Below are 18,782 nucleotides of genomic sequence, written 5' to 3'. Positions count from 1 at the left end.
CTTAAGCCCAAAGCACTCGGTAATCCTAAGCAATGCATAATAAAAAAGAGCAGCTCATCGCTGCTCTTTTTACGTTCAATCAAATGAAAAGGTGATTACTTCACTGTCCATTGAGACAGAGAACGTTTGAAGTCTGAATAATCAAATTCGTTCAGCTTTTGAATTTCACCATTTGAACGTTCGCAGTATACCGACGGCATACGTAGACCGTTAAACCAGTTCAGTTTCACCATGGTGTAACCCGCACTATCTAGAATGTGCAGACGCTGTCCGATCTCCAGTGGTTGCTCAAAGTTCGCCACACAAAACTGATCACCAGCTAAACAAGAGCACGAGCCAATGACGTATTCATGTGCACCATTTTCTGCTGCTTCAAGAATCGATGCTGGCTCGTTATAAATCAAAGTATCTAAGCGGTGTGCTTCAGTTGCTGAATCCACAATCGCAGTCTTCTTCACGTTCTCAACAATGTCTACCACAGTCACGACAAGATCCGTCGTTTTAGTGATGATTGCCTCACCCGGCTCTAGGTACATTTGTACGCCGTGCTTTTCAGAGAAAGCTTTCAGTGCAAGCCCCAGCTTTTCGATATCGTAGCCCGGCCACGTAAAGAACACGCCGCCGCCCATGCTAACCCAATCCAGCTTATCGAGATACTCGCCAAACTGCTCTGAGATCGAATCCAACAGACTGATGAATGCGTCCACATCTTTGTTCTCACAGTTCATGTGGAACATCACACCATCAATGCCATCGAAAATTTCCGGCTTGATGTGGTCAGCTTGTACGCCTAGACGAGAAAACTGACGTGCAGGGTTCGCCAAGTCTTGACCTGCATAGCTTACACCCGGGTTTAGACGCAAACCAATCGACGCTTTACCTTCAACAATATGGCGGTAAGCTGCTAACTGCGACTGAGAGTTAAAAATCATCTTGTCGCAGATATCTGCTACTTCACGTACGTCATCCTCGCTGTAGCCAACACTGTAAGCATGAGTCTCTCCACCAAAGGTTTCATAACCAAGCTTCACTTCAAAAGGACCAGAGCTGGTTGTACCGTCTAAGTAAGGCTTGATAATGTCGAATACGCCCCATGTCGAGAAACACTTCAGTGCCAACACTAACTTCACACCAGAGATATCTTTTAGCTGTTTTGCCTTCTCTAGATTCTCAATCAATTTGTCTTCATTGATCATGAAGTATGGGGTTTTAAGTTCGTTTTGTTGCATGTTAATACCTTAGATCCCCTCATAAAAATGAAGGAACTATAAAACCGAACAAAGCCGATGCGATCGCACCGGCTTAGATTGATGATTAAAATAAGCGCAGCTTGCACTGAAACTTCTAATCGAGTTTAGGATGCACGCGTTGTTTGTAACAATTAACGCGCACACCTCAAAACACGATAAAAAGAAATCGTTAGTGTAAGTGCCTTACTTGTTCAGTTCGTGGATAACTGGAAGCCCCTGACCTGCTTCTAATTCCTGAACATGCCAATCTAGACCAATTGTTGGCATTGTTTCTAGGAACGGATCTGGGTCTAGCTGTTCCATGTTGAACACGCCTTTGTCAGCCCATTTACCACGGAAGAACTGCAGCGCTGCTGTAATCGCAGGAACACCCGTCGTGTAAGAGATCGCTTGATGTTCAACGTCTTCGTACGCGACTTCATGATCTGCGTTGTTGTAGATAAACACGCTACGCTCTTTGCCATCTTTCTTACCTTGAACCCAAGTACCGATACACGTTAGACCTGTGTAGCCCGGTGCTAGAGATGTTGGGTCTGGCAATAGCGCTTTTAGTACATGCAGAGGTTGAACGACTGTACCATCGTGCAGCGTTAGTGGATCTGGGCTTAGTAGACCAATATCTCGCATTACATTGAAGTAGTTTAGGTAACGATCACCGAAACCCATCCAGAATTCAATGCGTTTTGCTGGGATGAATTCTTTCATCGAACGAACTTCATCGTGCGCCATTGAGTACACTTTGTGAGAACCACAGTTCGGGAAATCGAACTCTAGCATACGAGAGTGACAAGGTACTTGTTTCCACTCTTCGTTTTCCCAGTAGAATGAATCACCTTGGATCTCTAGCATGTTCGTTTCTGGGTCAAAGTTGGTCGCGAACTTCTTACCGTGGTCACCCGCGTTAACATCCATTACATCAATCGTATCGATTTCGTCAAACAGATGCTTTACAGCGTACGCTGCAAATACCGAGACTACACCTGGATCGAAACCAGCGCCCAGGATACCTGTGATGCCCGCTTCCTCGAACTTCTCACGGTAGCCCCATTGCCAATCGTAAGCTTGTGGTACTTGCTGACCTTCAGAACATAGGTCAACCGCTACTGATGTGTCTAGGTATGAAACTTTTGCTCGGTAACACGCTTCCATGATTGGCATGTTAACCCACGGAGGACCCGCGTTGATGACAAGATCCGGTTTTACTTCTTCAATAAGAGCAACCAGAGAATCTACGTCGTCAGCGTTCACTGCACGCGCTTCTAGTTTCTTAGCTGAATCTTTCAGGTTGTTTTTCTTCTGAATCGATTCGATGATCTTCTCACACTTACCAATAGTACGTGATGCGATTGTGATATCACCCAGAACGTCGTTGTTTTGTGCTGCTTTATGTGCAACAACCCAGCCAACGCCGCCTGCACCAATCTGTAGAACTGCCATAGTTTTCCGTTACCTTTATTAAACTAGCTCAACTGCTAGCGTGTTGATTTTCAAGAGCAAAGATTCAAAGTCCGCTGTCGTCAGACAAGGATTCAAAATCGTAAATTTAAGAGCGGTCTTACCATCAACGATGGTTTCACCGAGAACTGCGATACCGCGAGTCAACGCTTCAAGACGCAACGCTTTGTTTAGTTCATCTAAATCTGCAGATGCGTTGTTTGTGCGTACATTGGTTGCGCGGAATAGAACCGTAGAAAGTGCCGGCTCAGCCAAAAGCTCGAACTGATCGTGTGCACGAATCATCTCGGCAACATCTTGAGTTTGTACCAACAGGTGATCGTACATATCGCCCAGCGCTTTAGGACCCACGTTTTGCATCGTCATGAACACTTTCAATGCATCAAAGCGCTTCGTGGTTGCAATAGATTTGTCCACCAAGTTTGGTAGCTCATCGTGTTCTCGGTTCAGATAGTCAGCATGATGAAGTAGGAACTTAAAGTTCGACTTGTCGTTCACCAGCAACGCACCACAACTGATTGTTTGGTAGAATAATTTGTGGAAATCGACACTAATAGAGTGCGCACGCTCTACACCTTTCAGGCGAGATTTGTGACTGCTTAGAATCAGTGCGCCACCGTAAGCGCCATCAACGTGCATCCACATCTCATGCTTCGCTGCCATATCAGCAATGAAATCAAGGTCATCAATTGCGCCGTGGTCAGTCGTACCCGCCGTGCCAACAATGGCGAATGGGATCAGACCTTCTGATTTCGCCTGTGTTAGAACCTGATCTAACTGAGTAACGTCCATTGTACCGTCAGCGTTCGCATCGACGGTCATCACTGCTTTCTCACCCAGTCCCATCCAAGATGCTGACTTTTGAACCGTGAAGTGTGATTTCTTAGAACACACAATGCGCAGTTTATCTGCGTAATCAGGAAGACCCAGCTTTTGGATTGAGTGACCGCTTAGCTTGTGTGCAATCCAGTCTCGCGCCAACATTAGCCCCATTTGGTTGCTTTGCGTACCACCACTGGTGAAGATGCCGTCGCCCTTCTCGCCCAACTCATACTTGTCACACAACCAATTAATCACTTTTTGCTCTACGTAAGTCGCAGAGGAAGCTTGATCCCATGAATCCATAGATTGGTTTAGCGCCGCAATCATGGCTTCTGCCGCAACCGCTGGCATGAGAGGAGGGGTATGTAGATGCGCAATACAATCTGGGTGCTGGGTGAAAATCGCATTCTTTGCAACAAGCTCAGCAGCTTCATCGATGACAGACTTTAACGACGCATTTTTGTTGTCTAGATCGACTGCATTAATCGCTGCTTCCAGCAACTTAGGGTTCATACCAGAGTATGGTGCGTTCACTTCTTCGAACACCGATTTCATTACAGCGGTAGTGTGATTCATAACCGACGCGAATTCGGCACCACCAAGATCACCAGTTTGAATAAAGTGCTTTTTCCATTCTTCTTGTGGTGCAGTTTCAATATGACTGCCACCCGCTGCGATAATCGCTTCTTCGAGTACGCGAAGCGCAAAGTCGATTTGCTCAAAAGAGATAATAAGAGGTGGAAGGAAGCGAATTACAGAGCCTTCACGACCGCCCTTTTCAACCATCAAGCCGCACTCAAGCGCCGCACGTTGAATAGCAAGTGTCAATTGACCATCAGCTAGAGGCTCACCAAATTTGTTCAGCTCGCCATTTGGATGCTTAATCTCAACACCAAGCATCAAACCTTTGCCACGAACATCCGCGATACAGTTAACGCGTTTTTGAATGCTCTCAAGACCAAAGCGTAAATACTGACCAGCGACGTTCGCATGTTCAACAAGGTTGTCGCGCTGGATGATTTCTAGTGCTTTTGCACCTGAGACCATTGCCAATTGGTTACCACGGAAAGTACCGGTGTGCTCACCTGGCTTCCATGTATCGTGTTGTTTGTTGATCACCAGTAGTGACATAGGTAAGCCACCACCGATTGCTTTAGACAAACATAAAATATCAGGAACAATGCCCGCTTCTTCGAATGCGAAGTTGTAACCTGACTTACCAACACCACATTGAATTTCATCGAAGATCAACAAGATACCGTGATCATCACAAATACGGCGTAGTTCACGTAGCCAGAATGCAGGCGCAGGAATAACACCACCCTCACCTTGGACTGGCTCCACAATGATCGCTGCCGGCTTCATGATACCCGCTTCATCGTCGTTCAAGAGACGCTCGATATAGCGGATGCTCGCTTTCGCACCCTCATCACCGCCAAGCCCAAATGGGCAGCGTAGGCTGTATGGGAATGGCATAAAGTGCACATCTGACATCAATCCAGTACGGCGAGCTTTGGTACCCAAGTTCCCCATCATACCCATGGTGCCATTTGTCATACCGTGGTAGGCTCCACGGAAAGCAAACATGGTGTTACGACCCGTGGTTTGCTTCGCTAATTTAATAGCCGCTTCAACGGCATCCGCACCCGAAGGACCACAGAACTGAATCACGCAGTTGTCGCTTAGCTCTTGAGGAAGGAAGCCTTTAACAGACTTAATAAAATGTGTTTTCGCAGACGTTGCGATATCCAGAGTCTGGTACGGCAAACCAGAATCTAACTGCTCTTTTAGCGCTTGGTTGATTTCCGGATGATTGTAACCCAGAGCCAACGTACCCGCCCCAGCAAGACAGTCTAGAAAGATTTGACCACGCGTATCTTCAACCAAACAGCCGTAAGCTTGTTTAATTGCGATTGGCAAGCGACGTGGGTAAGAACGTACTTCCGATTCATGCTCTGCTTGTTCGATAAGAACTTGATCAGGCGTTAAATCATACGTTCCTTCAACAACTGGAACCTGAGACGAAAAGTAATTTGCGATAGTGTTATCGACTTCAAAGGCAGTGCTCATACTACATAATCCCTTGAATTATAATGATTCTCTTTCCTGTATTTATTCTCGTTAGTATTAAATAACAGGATATACAGATACACCTCCGCATTCGTCATTTTCTAAACGACAAATACAGATAACCCGTCACGACAAGCGCGACTTTTTATTTTGATTGGAGAGTAATCAAGGTTCCGTAATGCACCCGTTTTGTAAAACAGGACATTTCGGCAGTATGAAGCTGATTAGTGTGTGTTTGTTTAAAGGTTTCAATGTTGGGTTTCCCATTAACATGCTGTTTCTTACAGCACTAGTATCCCGTCTATCGACAAATGGCTTTGCCGATACCTACCCTACGTAGTGTCACAATCAGCTTGAATGGTCACTACGCGTATCCCCCAGAGAATCAAAGTCGTAATAATACGCTCCGAGATTGCGCGCGAATTTATCACAAAATAAAATCTTCTGGCAATATCTTTTCACAGGTTGCATATTGACTGAGATCACAATCACAGCAAACGTTTACTGGACTAATTTACCTCAACATTGATGTGCATCGCAGAAGGTCTTCTTAACCTCGACAGAAAAGTAAACGCGTGAAGGTGATTAGTTGAGGCTGTATTTCGTGCGTAGTAAAGAGCAAGGAAATTCAGGATAAATAAAGTACGCGGCAGAGGTATCTATGCCAGCATGGAAGGAAAGAAGAAGCTCAGAGAAAAGAAAACAACAGAAATGAAAAAGCCCAGCATAGATGCTGGGCTTTAAAATCTGGAGCGACACACGAGGTTCGAACTCGTGACCTCAACCTTGGCAAGGTTGCGCTCTACCAACTGAGCTAGTGTCGCAGATTTGAGATGGTGCCCCGGGCCGGACTTGAACCGGCACAACGCGAACGTCGAGGGATTTTAAATCCCTTGTGTCTACCAATTCCACCACCAGGGCACACAAATATTCTTTGTGATGCCTTTACAGAAAAGTAAAACACCATCTGATACCGCTAATTGCCATATCATTTTAATTTGGAGCGACACACGAGGTTCGAACTCGTGACCTCAACCTTGGCAAGGTTGCGCTCTACCAACTGAGCTAGTGTCGCATTTATTCTCGAAAGTCATTCACTCTCAAAAGAATAATGGAGGCGCCTCCCGGAGTCGAACCGAGGTCCACGGATTTGCAATCCGCTGCATAGCCACTCTGCCAAGGCGCCTCATTTGTGAAGAAAGCTTAACTTTTCTCACCACCCTTTCAAGCTTTGCTCTCTTGGGTACGGGATGCATTCTACGGATTCGAGCGATCGAGTCAACACTATTTTTATTTTTTTAAATCGTTTGACCAGAATTTGTGCGAAAGACGGTAAATTGATTAGTTTTGATACTGAAACCACACCAAATACACTTGTTTATCATGAATATTGGGCTTCTCCACCGCCCTATCTCTTTGGGGGATTTTCTATTTCAAGTGTTGATAATCAAAGCCATAAACCATCGCCAAGTGCTGACAGAACAAAAACAAGACTTAGATCACATAAAATTCACTCATAAAATCGAGATAGAAAAAAAGCAGGCGATAGAGCCTGCTTTTTAAAATGCTATTTGTGATGGATTGTTTTAATGATGTTCTTCATTAAGGAGATCATCTTTCGCCGCAGCTAAGTACTGAACCATTGACCAGTACGTCAGGAAGGTTGCTACATATAAAGCACCAAAGCCAAGCCACACCATCCAATCATCGTAACGCCAAATCAGTACCCATAAAGCGAACATTTGCGATACCGTTTTTACTTTACCAACCCAAGAAACTGCGACGCTGGCTCGTTTCCCGATTTCTGCCATCCATTCACGCAATGCGGAGATAATGATTTCACGCGCTATCATTGTTACAGCTGGGATAGTCACCCAAATGGTGTGGTAATGCTCCGTGATCAAAATCAACGCTGTTGCTACCAGAACCTTATCTGCTACTGGGTCAATGAAAGCGCCAAAACGCGATGTTTGACCTAGCTTACGAGCCAACATGCCGTCGAGCCAATCAGTAAAACCTGCGACCCAGAAAACCATTGCTGCTGCAAACGGTGCCCAAGAGTAAGGTAGATAGAAAACAACCACGAAAACTGGGATTAGGAACAGTCTTAGTAGAGATAGAATGTTCGGGATATTCAAACGCATTTTATTATTCTCTTACACATTGCGGCTTAATGTTGCGGGATTTTCCTTATTGTTTCAATGCTTGGAAAATAATTTCTGCCAAAGAGTGACTAATTCCCGGTACTTTGGCGATTTCTTCGACACTTGCACGCTTTAATTCTTGTAAACCGCCCATGTATTTGAGCAAAGCTTGACGGCGTTTTGGTCCAACCCCTTCAATTCCCTCTAAAGCACTGGTACGACGCGTTTTTCCACGTTTCGCTCTGTGCCCTGCAATGGCATGGTTATGGCTCTCATCTCGGATGTGTTGAATGAGGTGCAATGCTGGAGCATCGCTTGGCAAGTTAAATTCATCACCATCTACGGTAATTAAGGTTTCAAGACCTGGCTTACGGGTTACCCCTTTCGCAATACCGATCATGGTCGGACGCTTAGGCCAATCCACCCAATATTGAGCAATGATTTCGTGCGCTCGATTCAACTGACCTTTACCACCATCGATAAAGATAATGTCAGGAATCTTCTCTACATCGAGTTGCTTCGAATAACGACGCTCCAATGCTTGCCCCATCGCTGCGTAGTCATCACCACCAGTAATTCCGGTGATGTTGTAACGACGATACTCTTGCTTAACTGGACCTTCACTGTTGAAAACCACACAAGAGGCAATGGTGCTTTCACCCATAGTGTGCGAAATATCGAAACACTCCATTCGAGCAATAGTTTCCATCCCCAAAACTTCCCGCAGCGCTTTGAAGCGTTGGTTAATGGTCATCTTGTGATTAATTTTGGTCGTAATGGCAGTAAGCGCATTGGTATTGGAAAGTTTTAGATAACGACCCCGTGAACCCGTTGGAGAGGTATGGAACTGAACCTTACGACCTGCCACTTCACTTAGAGCTTGTTGGATAGGCTCTATATCGCCACCCAATTCTTGATTCAAAATAATACGAGAAGGAATGGTACGTGCCTCGTTATGGCTCAGATAATACTGAGTAAGGAAGCTATCAAACACTTCTTGTTGACTTGTATTTTGTGGAATCTTTGGGAAATGGCTGCGACTGCCTAGCACCTTACCCTGACGAATCATCAAGATATGGATACAAGCAATACCGTTTTCTTGGGCAAAGCCAAGTACATCCATATCATCCATGCTGTCTTCTGAAACGTACTGTTGTTCTTGTACACGTCGAATCGCTTGGATCTGGTCACGGAATTTGGCCGCGTCTTCAAAACGAAGCTGTTGGCTTGCCACTTCCATCTTTTCAATAAGCTGCTCAAGTACCTGTTTATCTTTACCCTGCAAAAACAAACGAACAAACCCCACCAGCTCGTCGTATTCTTCATCAGAAATAATCGTGCTCACGCACGGACCTGCACAGCGGCCAATTTGATACATCAAACATGGGCGCGTTCGGTTGGAATACACGGTGTCTTCACACTGTCGAACAGGAAGCGTTTTCTGCAATAAGTGCAAGGTTTCTCGCACTGCGCCCGAATCTGGATACGGTCCAAAGTATTCACCTTTGCGTTTTTTTGCACCACGATGCATAGACAATCGCGGATGTTTGTGACCGCTGATAAAAATGTACGGGTACGATTTATCGTCACGCAGAAGTACGTTGTATTTCGGTAGATATTGTTTGATGTAGTTGTGCTCAAGGATGAGCGCTTCCGTCTCGGTATGGGTCACCGTGACGTCAATCTTGGCAATATTACTGACGAGTGCACGTGTCTTCTCACTGTCGACTTTCTTGCGAAAATAACTGGAGAGACGCTTTTTGAGGTCTTTGGCTTTGCCGACATAAATAACAACAGCCTCGGCGTTGTACATTCTATAAACGCCGGGCTGATGAGTTACTGTCTTGAGAAAGGAAGCCGAATCGAAGGGTTGATTCACACTAAAGGGTCTCGGTGTCCAGCATTCCGTGGCGGATCGCTAAGTGTGTTAACTCAACGTCACCATTGATGTCCAATTTGCTAAACAGACGGTAGCGGTAGCTGTTGACTGTTTTTGGACTTAAATTCAGTTGTTCAGAAATATCCGTAACTTTCTGCCCTTTGGTGATCATCATCATGATCTGCAGTTCGCGTTCAGATAGGTCTTTAAATGGGTTTTCTGAGGCTGGTGAGAATTGACTCAATGCCATCTGTTGCGCGATCTCAGGCGAGATGTAGCGCTGCCCACTGTTAACCACACGAATTGCGTTAACCATTTCATCAGGACCTGCACCTTTGGTTAGGTAACCAGAAGCACCCGCCTGCATCACTTTAGTTGGGAACGGATTTTCCGTATGAACGGTTAATACGATGATTTTTACATCAGGATTCACGCGAAGAATCTTTTTAGTGGCTTCCAAGCCGCCAATTCCTGGCATGTTCATATCCATTAAAACGACGTCTGCATGATTACTGCGACACCATTTTACTGCTTCTTCACCGCTGTCAGCTTCTCCTGCTACGTTCATTCCACGGACGTCTTCAATAATACGTCGTATCCCTGTGCGAACCAGCTCGTGATCATCTACAAGGAAAACATTTATCAAACTTGTATCTCCACACTTTTATTGGCTCTGCACCCACATAACTTTGGTCAATGTGGATATCAGTATGAGTGCCTATATACTAACGCATAAGACAAAAAATTGCTTTCTATGAATATGTGCTTAAACGCAAAGTTTGGCAAGAACTTATTCATAAACCACTCTATTATTTGAGTGTGCTCTGTGCAAAGCCGAATTTTAAGACAAGCTAATTAACAACATAAACTCCAATAAATCAAGCAACTAGATTTCACTTTGCTCAGCGAAACGCAATATCACCTATAAATGGTTATTCCATAAGCGGGTTATCTCTGCTTTTGTACTCCCGCAACACGTCCTTTTAACCTGCGAAATACAACCACTCTATTTCACTGGTTATTTTTACAGTTCTTAATGATAGAATACGTGCTTCATTGATTTACAAGGTTTCTCTATTGAATATCCAACAAGGCTTCCTTCTCACTCGACAAGCCCGAGACATCAAAGGTCAAACTCAAATTGAGCTTTGGCTTTCGACCGAGAATGGTCCGACCCAATTGTTGATTCAAGGAGAAAGACCTGTCTTCTTTATCGAGCAAGCACAAATAGAGCAAACCAAGCGATTTGCCACTTCTAAGCAAATTGCTGTCGACATACGCTCGCTTGAGTTAAAGAACTTCCAACTAACTCCTTTAGCCGCGTGTTATACCCAGACCACGAAAGACGCATTCGCTCTACAAGATGAACTGAAGCAAAACGACATCGTCCATTTCGAGGGCGATGTACGACTTGCCGATCGTTATCTGATGGAACGCTTTATCAAAGGCAGTATGGAGTTTACCGGTAACCAACAATCACTAAACGGCTTCCAACGCATTCAAAATGCAAAGTGTCGCACAGGTGAATACCAACCTAAGCTGCATGTGGTCTCTCTAGATTTGGAATGCTCAGAGAAAGGCATTCTCTACTCGATTGGTTTAGATAGCCCTGTTGATTCACGCGTGATTATGATTGGCGAACCGGAACAAGCAGAGACGCCAATTCAATGGGTAAAAGATGAGAAGGCTTTGCTCGATGCTTTAATTGCGTGGTTTAAGCAATTTGACCCAGATGTGATTGTTGGTTGGAACGTTATCGACTTCGATTTCCGTCTGCTGCATAAGCGCGCAGAGTGGCATAACATGAAGCTGATATTAGGTCGTGCAGACCAGCCAAGTTTCTTCCGCAGCTCAGCACAAAGCCAACAGGGCTTTATCTCTATTCCTGGTCGTGTTGTGCTGGATGGTATCGATACGCTCAAAACCGCGACCTACCATTTCCGTTCTTGGTCACTTGAGTCTGTTTCACAAGAACTCCTTGGCGAAGGTAAAGAAATTCATAACGTGCATGACAGAATGGATGAAATCAATCGCATGTACCGTTCAGACAAGCCGTCTCTCGCTAAATACAACTTGCAAGATTGTGTGTTGGTTAACAAGATTTTTGACCACACTCATCTACTCGACTTCGCGATAGAACGCTCCCGCCTAACAGGTGTGGAATTAGACCGCGTTGGGGGGTCAGTGGCCGCATTTACCAATTTGTATCTGCCTCAAATCCACCGAGCAGGCTATGTTGCCCCAAACCTGCATCCAGAAAACTGGATCGCCAGCCCAGGGGGCTATGTGATGGACTCTATCCCGAACCTTTACGATTCCGTATTAGTGCTCGATTTTAAGAGTCTTTACCCCTCTATTATTCGCTCATTCTTGATTGACCCTATGGGTTTGGTCGAGGGCTTACAGCTTGAAATCGGCAAAGCAGAAGATGAAGCGGTACCGGGATTTCGTGGTGGTCAGTTCCATCGCTCGAAACACTTTCTACCCGAGATGATCGAAAAGCTCTGGGCAGCCCGCGACGTCGCAAAGAAGAACAATGAGAAAGCCTTCTCGCAAGCTATCAAAATCATCATGAACTCTTTCTATGGCGTGCTTGGTTCTTCCGGTTGTCGTTTCTTTGATACCCGCCTTGCTTCAAGCATCACCATGCGTGGGCACGAAATTATGAAGCAAACCAAGGTGCTGATCGAAGCCAAAGGCTATCAAGTGATTTATGGCGATACCGATTCAACTTTTGTGTCGTTAAATGGTCCGTATAGCCAAGCAGATGCCGATAAGATTGGTATTGAACTGGTCGAATACATTAATCAATGGTGGGGTGATCACCTTCGTGATGAATACAATCTCAATTCGATTCTTGAGCTAGAATACGAAACCCATTATCGCAAGTTCTTGATGCCGACTATTCGAGGCGCAGAAACTGGCTCAAAGAAACGCTACGCTGGTCTGATTGGTGAAGGTGAAAAAGAACGTATCATCTTTAAAGGGTTAGAGAGCGCACGCACCGACTGGACACCGCTGGCGCAGCGTTTCCAAAACACCTTGTACCAAATGATTTTCCATGGTGAAGATCCGAGTGATTACGTACGAGAGATGGTTGAAAAAACCAATAGTGGCGAGTTTGATGATCAATTGGTTTATCAAAAACGCTTACGTCGCAAGCTGCACGAATACCAAAAGAACATTCCGCCACAAGTACGCGCTGCGCGCTTAGCCGATGACATCAATGCTAAATTAGGCAGACCACTGCAGTATCAAAACCGTGGTCGAATTGAATATTTGATCACTGTTAACGGACCAGAACCGCATGAGTACCGTAATAGCCCTATCGACTATCAGCATTATATTGATAAACAGCTAAAACCGATCGCGGACGCTATTTTGCCGTTCATTGGCACAGACTTCGAGCAGTTATCTGCACCACAGATGGGGCTGTTCTAAATCAGATTCGAAATTGGAAGGGCGCTAACGCTGTTGGCGTTAACCAATGCGGAATTCGGTTTTCTGATATTGCTTTACTAACCAATCGCCAAAACCGTCCAATAACCCAACCACAGAGCGTTTAGGGATAGGACGTCCAGAGAGCAGAATACCAAGGCGTTCTATCTCAAGTTGCTTTTCTGGGTGATACTGCAAAAACACTTCGCCACATTTAAGCGGGTCGTCAAACCAACGTTTATCACGATACATGATTAAAGAATACGAAGCGCGAAGCAGTTTCTTGGCGATAATAACTTGAGCACTGACCAGCTCTTCAACACTTTGTGCTTGTACAATCTTGGTACGATACACCGATAGCCAATCTTCCACATCCATGTTCCAGTGCTTAGCAATCTCCCAACTTGGTACATAATCACCAAAGCAATCTGCCAGATCATCACCATAAACACACACACAGCAATGCTTGAGCATAAAACCCCAAGTAAAAATGCTATCGAGATTGGCTACTTCATTGACCAACGCCGTGCGAATCGACACCCCTTTCACATGAGGATACCCTTGCTGTGCTCGCCATTTGATGGTGTTTAGTAACGTGGCGCGGTTGTTTTCAAAGTCCGCCTTTGTCACAACCACCATATCAAGATTCGATCTACCTGCGACCGCAGACTTACGGGCCACGCTACCGTAGACGTAAACACTGTGCAAGTTTACGCCAAGCCCACCTTTTAGGCATGCGAGAACTTCTCTGAGCAGAGGTTCGAATTCAGGTTGGAAAGGATGTTTTGGATCGATAATAGGGAGAGACATTGAAGAAAACGCGATCTCAAGCTTTTAACGGACGAAGGGCTATATGATCCACCAGCATTACGTTTGGATCAAGCCTATTCATCCCCTTATTAATGTTCAAATTACTGAGTGGAATTTTAATGCCAGACAAAGAACTTAGCGCTATAATCACCAAGTTTTGCTTAATAAGTGTAATAGGAAAATACAATGCCAAAGGCAAGTGAAATCAAAAAAGGCTTCGCAATCGAGTCTAATGGTAAAACTCTTCTAGTTAAAGACATCGAAGTAACGACTCCTGGCGGTCGTGGCGGCGCTAAAATCTACAAAATGCGTTGTACAGATCTGAACACTGGTGCTCGTGTAGACGAGCGTTACAAGTCTGATGATGTTGTTGAAACAGTAGAAATGAACAAACGTGCAGTTGTGTACTCATACGCTGACGGCGATGAGCACATCTTCATGGACAACGAAGACTACTCACAATACACATTCAAGCACAATGAAGTTGAAGACGACATGCTGTTCATCAACGAAGACACACAAGGTATCCACATTATCCTTGTGAACGGTGCTGCTGTGGGTATCGAACTACCATCTTCTGTTGAGCTAGTGATTGAAGAAACTGACCCTTCAATCAAAGGTGCTTCTGCATCTGCACGTACTAAACCAGCACGCTTTGCTTCAGGTCTTGTAATCCAAGTTCCTGAATACATCGCAACTGGTGACCGTGTTATCATTAACACGACTGAACGTAAATACATGAGCCGAGCATAAGCATGTCTGATTTGATTTCTTACGACGACGTTATCGACGCTGCGTACGACATCTTCCTTGAGATGGCTCCAGATAACCTAGAGCCCGCTGATGTCATTCTGTTTACTGCGCAATTTGAAGATCGTGGTGCCGCAGAACTTGTTGAAACTGGTGATGACTGGGTTGAACACGTTGGCTTCGATATCGACAAAGAAGTGTATGCAGAAGTTCGAATCGGCTTAGTAAACGAGGAAAATGACGTGCTTGATGACGTTTTTGCTCGTATGCTAATCAGTCGAGACCCAGAACATAAGTTCTGTCATATGCTTTGGAAACGTGACTAACGCTTTCCCTATCATGATCAAAAACACCAGCCTCATGCTGGTGTTTTTTATGTTTATTAATTGCACAAGCATGATTGAAAGACATGAAAGCTCGTAAACTCGAAAGGCTCGAAAAGAAAAAGGCTTGCCGATTTGGCAAGCCTTTCTGATTTTCTGCTATCGATTAACGATGCTTGTTACGTGCACCTTGGTCACCTGCAGTCTTCTTCGGCTTACGACGAGAAGGATTGTTGCTGCGACCTTTTGGTGTGTTAACACGCTCTTCGTGACGCTTAACTGCGCGACGGATTTTTTGGCTACGAGCACGTTCACGCTTACGTGATGTGTTGTCTTTGTTCAGATCAAGCATGGTTTCTTTCTCTGGACGAAGTTCTACAAGCTCACGCAGGTAGTTCACTTCTTTCAGGTCAAGTTCCATCCAACCACCACGAGGTAGTTTCTTGTCTAGGAAGATATCACCGTAACGAACACGTTTTAGACGGCTAACCGTACATTCTTGAGATTCCCACAAACGACGAACCTCACGGTTACGACCTTCGTTAATTACTACGTAGAACGTGTGGTTCATACCTTCACCACCCGCGTGTACTACGTCTTCAAAACGAGCCATACCATCTTCAAGTTCTACACCACTTACTAGGTTACGAACTTTTTTCTCGTTCACTTCACCAAACACACGCACTAGGTATTCACGCTCAACCTGACGGCTTGGGTGCATTAGGCGGTTTGCCAATTCACCATCAGTTGTGAAAAGCAGTAGGCCAGATGTGTTCGCATCAAGACGACCAACTGAAATCCAACGAGAGCCACGAATTTTTGGCAGACGATCGAAAACAGTGCGACGACCTTCAGGGTCGTGACGAGTACATAGTTCACCTTCTGGCTTGTAGTAAGCCAATACACGACAGATCACTTCTTCTTGTGCCTTTGCAGACACAATGTGACCATCGATACGAACTACGCTGTTCTCATCTTCTAGTCTTTCACCAAGTTTAGCTACGATTCCGTTCACGCTAACGCGACCAGATTTAATTAACGATTCGATCTCACGACGAGAACCGTGTCCAGCACGTGCTAATACTTTTTGTAACTTTTCGCTCATTTATCTACCTATGTGTCGTCTTCACAGACGTCGAGACCAGAATTGGTCTTCATTGTGCAAGTTACCCAACCTATTGGGATTTTTTCGGTCGGACATTATACGAGATTCTACGACTTAATGTAAGCGAAATCGTCGACATTGGCGTAGCAAAATATCGGTCATAAACTCACACTTCCCTCATCAATTTGTCCAACTTAGTACCAGACAAAGACCATCGAGAACCGCACTATTATAGGTCGCCTTTCACCTCTAAAAACCTGACCTACCTGATAAAATTATCAGAGTGGTAACAAAGAAAACCCAATAGCTTGCTAGCTCCCTCAAACAAAACAAAGGAATAATAAATGTCTCATACAAATCTTGACCTGAATTGGATATTTGGTACGGCAGCAGATGACGATCTAACGGGCACATTAGGTTCGAACACGACCGATATTTTTGTTGGCTTCGGCGGCGATGATAAGTTTGTTGGTTACGGCGGTAATGACTATGTCTATGGGGGTCGTGGTGACGATCACCTGTTAGGTGGCCGAGGTAATGATCTCATCTCAGGTGGCTCTGGTGATGATTTTCTGTCTGGCGGTCTAGGCAACGACCTGTTGTTTGGTGGTTGTGGCGACGATACGATTTTTGACTACTCAGGTAACAACTTCATCAACGCTGGTTGGGGCGATGATACCGTCGTGGTCGGTGACGGTCATTCGGTGATCGCTGGAGGTTGCGGTGATGACACTTTCGTAATGACCAATCGCCTTGCCATCGGTGTGCCAGACCAACCCGTCTCATCAAACGACATTGAAGTAAAAGCAGAAATTCTCGACTTTAATATTTGCCACGACAAGTTGGTCTTTGATATGGGTCTAGACACCAATGACGACGGCATTCGCGATACATTCTTGGATTCCGCCGACGATCTGACTCTGTCTTACAATGATTTCGGTTGGGCTGTATTCTCAAGCGATCAGTTCAATGTTGAAGTCACGCTAAAAGGCATTGATGCGGGATACATGAACTACGTCGAACACCACGGCATTGATATCTTCGATTTCGCATAAGCTAAATGCTCAGCGATAGGCTTTATTAAAAATAAAAAGGGAGGCTTCTGTGCCTCCCTTTCTTATTTCATTACCAATAGAACGAACTATTCAAATGGTGCAGGATCGCCCGAACCAACACGTGCTACAACAGCATCGCCTTCACTGAAATCAATCACTGTCGTTGGTTGCTCACCAAGATAACCGCCATTAAGGATCACATCTACCGCATGCTCAAGCTTATCGCGGATGTCTTCAGGATCTGACTCAGTAACATCACTACCCGGTAAGATCAGCGACGTCGACATCATTGGCTCGCCTAACGCTTCAAGCAGATCAAGTGCGATACGGTTATCTGGAACACGGATACCAATGGTCTTACGTTTCGCGTTCATCAAACGACGCGGCACTTCTTTTGTGCCTTTGAAGATAAAAGTGTAAGGACCAGGAGTGTTATTTTTCAGAAGTCGGAATGCGGCGTTATCAACACGCGCATACAGAGATAACTCCGACAAATCACGACATAACAAAGTAAAGTTATGCTTGTCATCCAGACGACGAATCTGACAGATGCGTTCTAACGCCTGCTTGTTCTCCAATTGACAGCCTAGTGCATAACCGGAATCGGTCGGATACACCACAACACCGCCGTTACGAATGATTGCTACTGCTTGATTGATCAAGCGAGCCTGTGGGTTTTCTGGATGAACGTAAAAAAACTGGCTCATTGTAATTCCTCATTATCGAACCTCTCGGCTCTATATTTTTTTATGGAGTCTAGACTCCGTCTTATTCAGCGCTTTCTAGAGAAGGGTCAATTCCCCAATCTTTCCAAACTGGCTCTACGCCCGAAGGTAACCAAAGGTTTCTTCCCAACTCCATCCACGGTGATGGATAGTGAAAATCACTGCCTTGAGACGCTAATAGTTTGTATTGTATAGCATAATCCGCCAAGTTGCGTCTTTCTTGTTGCGCTTGTTGGGGTTGCGCCACTTCCATAGCGTCTCCACCAGCATCAACAAACGCGGCTAATAAGCGTTTTACCCACTTTGCCGTCAGTTGGTAACGCCCCGGATGCGCGAGTACCGCTTGACCACCCGCGGCATGAATAGCATCTACCGCATCTTTCATTGAACACCAGTTTGGTGGGACATAACCCGGATTGGTGCGCGTCAGAAACTTCTTAAACACCATCTGCATGGTCTTGGCGTAACCGTTGTCGACCAACCACTTAGCAAAGTGCGCACGGGTAATAGGCGCATCACCAGCTATTTGCTGCACTTCTTCCAGCACACCTTCACGGGTCGCCTTCTGTAAACGTTCCGCAATAAGCTCTGCACGTGTAACGCGATGCTTTTTTTGTTGCTCGATTAACTCAACCAACGCTGGGCTGTCCGGGTCAATGTTTAACCCAACAATATGAATATCTTTATTCTGCCAAACCGTGGAAATCTCGATACCGTTGATGATTTTTATCGGAAGATTATTTTCTTCAACGTATTGCTTGGCCGGAGCTAAGCCGTCAACCGTATCATGATCCGTGATCGCCAAAACCTCGATATCAAAACTCAATGCCCTGTCTACTAGATCATGTGGTGCAAAGCGACCATCTGATGCAGTGGTGTGGCTGTGTAAATCAATTCTCATTTTTTTGTCGTTTTAATGCTGTTTTGGGGTTGACTTTTTATCTCTGCACTAGTTA

General features: G+C 45.2%; 14 protein-coding genes and 4 tRNA genes. 4 read left to right on the top strand and 14 right to left on the bottom strand.

The window, feature by feature from the left end; translation table 11 throughout:
* Window positions 1–95 precede the first annotated feature (95 nt).
* From nspC to uvrY, 10 genes are all read right to left on the bottom strand, one after another.
* A complete protein-coding gene (nspC, locus tag ABMY42_RS08425) occupies window positions 96–1,229 on the bottom strand; it encodes a carboxynorspermidine decarboxylase (protein WP_005445080.1) in 1,134 nt (377 codons plus the stop codon).
* A gap of 204 nt (window positions 1,230–1,433) precedes the next feature.
* Window positions 1,434–2,687 carry a carboxynorspermidine synthase gene (locus ABMY42_RS08420; RefSeq protein ID WP_005445078.1) on the bottom strand — a complete coding sequence of 418 codons (1,254 nt, stop codon included), beginning with the start codon at window positions 2,685–2,687 and terminating at the stop codon, window positions 1,434–1,436.
* A gap of 18 nt (window positions 2,688–2,705) precedes the next feature.
* Window positions 2,706–5,597, bottom strand: a complete 2,892-nt coding sequence (locus tag ABMY42_RS08415) for a pyridoxal phosphate-dependent class III aminotransferase (protein ID WP_349266197.1) — start codon at window positions 5,595–5,597, stop codon at window positions 2,706–2,708.
* Window positions 5,598–6,345: 748 nt separating this feature from the next.
* Window positions 6,346–6,421 (bottom strand) — tRNA-Gly (locus ABMY42_RS08410).
* Window positions 6,422–6,431: 10 nt separating this feature from the next.
* Window positions 6,432–6,518: transfer RNA gene (locus ABMY42_RS08405), tRNA-Leu, on the bottom strand.
* Window positions 6,519–6,596: 78 nt separating this feature from the next.
* Window positions 6,597–6,672, bottom strand: a tRNA-Gly gene (locus tag ABMY42_RS08400).
* 37 nt (window positions 6,673–6,709) lie between these two features.
* Window positions 6,710–6,783: transfer RNA gene (locus tag ABMY42_RS08395), tRNA-Cys, on the bottom strand.
* A 400-nt stretch (window positions 6,784–7,183) separates the two neighbouring features.
* Window positions 7,184–7,741, bottom strand: coding sequence for a CDP-diacylglycerol--glycerol-3-phosphate 3-phosphatidyltransferase (gene pgsA / locus ABMY42_RS08390; protein ID WP_005445072.1), 558 nt, complete (start codon window positions 7,739–7,741; stop codon window positions 7,184–7,186).
* 46 nt (window positions 7,742–7,787) lie between these two features.
* Window positions 7,788–9,620, bottom strand: coding sequence for an excinuclease ABC subunit UvrC (gene uvrC / locus ABMY42_RS08385; RefSeq protein ID WP_253650617.1), 1,833 nt, complete (start codon window positions 9,618–9,620; stop codon window positions 7,788–7,790).
* 1 nt (window position 9,621) lies between these two features.
* Window positions 9,622–10,266, bottom strand: coding sequence for a UvrY/SirA/GacA family response regulator transcription factor (gene uvrY / locus ABMY42_RS08380; protein WP_005434947.1), 645 nt, complete (start codon window positions 10,264–10,266; stop codon window positions 9,622–9,624).
* Window positions 10,267–10,697: 431 nt separating this feature from the next.
* Here uvrY and ABMY42_RS08375 point away from each other — a divergent pair, with 431 nt between their 5' ends.
* A complete protein-coding gene (locus tag ABMY42_RS08375) occupies window positions 10,698–13,061 on the top strand; it encodes a DNA polymerase II (RefSeq protein WP_038898625.1) in 2,364 nt (787 codons plus the stop codon).
* Window positions 13,062–13,100: 39 nt separating this feature from the next.
* On the opposite strand, the gene ABMY42_RS08370 is transcribed toward ABMY42_RS08375, so the two are convergent.
* Window positions 13,101–13,868, bottom strand: a complete 768-nt coding sequence (locus ABMY42_RS08370) for a nucleotidyltransferase domain-containing protein (RefSeq protein WP_349266196.1) — start codon at window positions 13,866–13,868, stop codon at window positions 13,101–13,103.
* 186 nt (window positions 13,869–14,054) lie between these two features.
* Here ABMY42_RS08370 and yeiP point away from each other — a divergent pair, with 186 nt between their 5' ends.
* Both yeiP and ABMY42_RS08360 read left to right on the top strand, forming a co-directional pair.
* Entirely contained in the window at window positions 14,055–14,621 is a 567-nt protein-coding gene (gene yeiP, locus ABMY42_RS08365; RefSeq protein WP_005445063.1) for an elongation factor P-like protein YeiP, read from the top strand.
* A gap of 2 nt (window positions 14,622–14,623) precedes the next feature.
* Window positions 14,624–14,944, top strand: a complete 321-nt coding sequence (locus ABMY42_RS08360) for an HI1450 family dsDNA-mimic protein (RefSeq protein WP_005431208.1) — start codon at window positions 14,624–14,626, stop codon at window positions 14,942–14,944.
* Between the two features lie 163 nt (window positions 14,945–15,107).
* Here ABMY42_RS08360 and rluB read toward each other — a convergent pair whose 3' ends face one another.
* The gene (gene rluB / locus ABMY42_RS08355; protein ID WP_005445061.1) at window positions 15,108–16,046 is read right to left on the bottom strand and encodes a 23S rRNA pseudouridine(2605) synthase RluB; all 939 of its coding nucleotides are present in this window, start codon (window positions 16,044–16,046) and stop codon (window positions 15,108–15,110) included.
* Window positions 16,047–16,390: 344 nt separating this feature from the next.
* Here rluB and ABMY42_RS08350 point away from each other — a divergent pair, with 344 nt between their 5' ends.
* Window positions 16,391–17,101, top strand: a complete 711-nt coding sequence (locus tag ABMY42_RS08350; protein ID WP_009698409.1) for a calcium-binding protein — start codon at window positions 16,391–16,393, stop codon at window positions 17,099–17,101.
* Window positions 17,102–17,187: 86 nt separating this feature from the next.
* On the opposite strand, the gene ABMY42_RS08345 is transcribed toward ABMY42_RS08350, so the two are convergent.
* Window positions 17,188–17,808, bottom strand: coding sequence for an L-threonylcarbamoyladenylate synthase (locus tag ABMY42_RS08345; RefSeq protein WP_005445057.1), 621 nt, complete (start codon window positions 17,806–17,808; stop codon window positions 17,188–17,190).
* Between the two features lie 61 nt (window positions 17,809–17,869).
* Window positions 17,870–18,727 (bottom strand): PHP domain-containing protein, encoded by an 858-nt coding sequence (locus ABMY42_RS08340; RefSeq protein ID WP_005445055.1) that lies wholly within the window; start codon window positions 18,725–18,727, stop codon window positions 17,870–17,872.
* Between the last annotated feature and the right edge of the window lie 55 nt (window positions 18,728–18,782).

It is taken from the genome of Vibrio sp. SSH13-20 (assembly GCF_040104475.1).
GTDB classification, from domain to species: Bacteria; Pseudomonadota; Gammaproteobacteria; order Enterobacterales; family Vibrionaceae; genus Vibrio; species Vibrio harveyi.
Note: the sequence above shows the minus strand (reverse complement) of the source record. Positions and strands in the feature narration are given on the sequence as shown.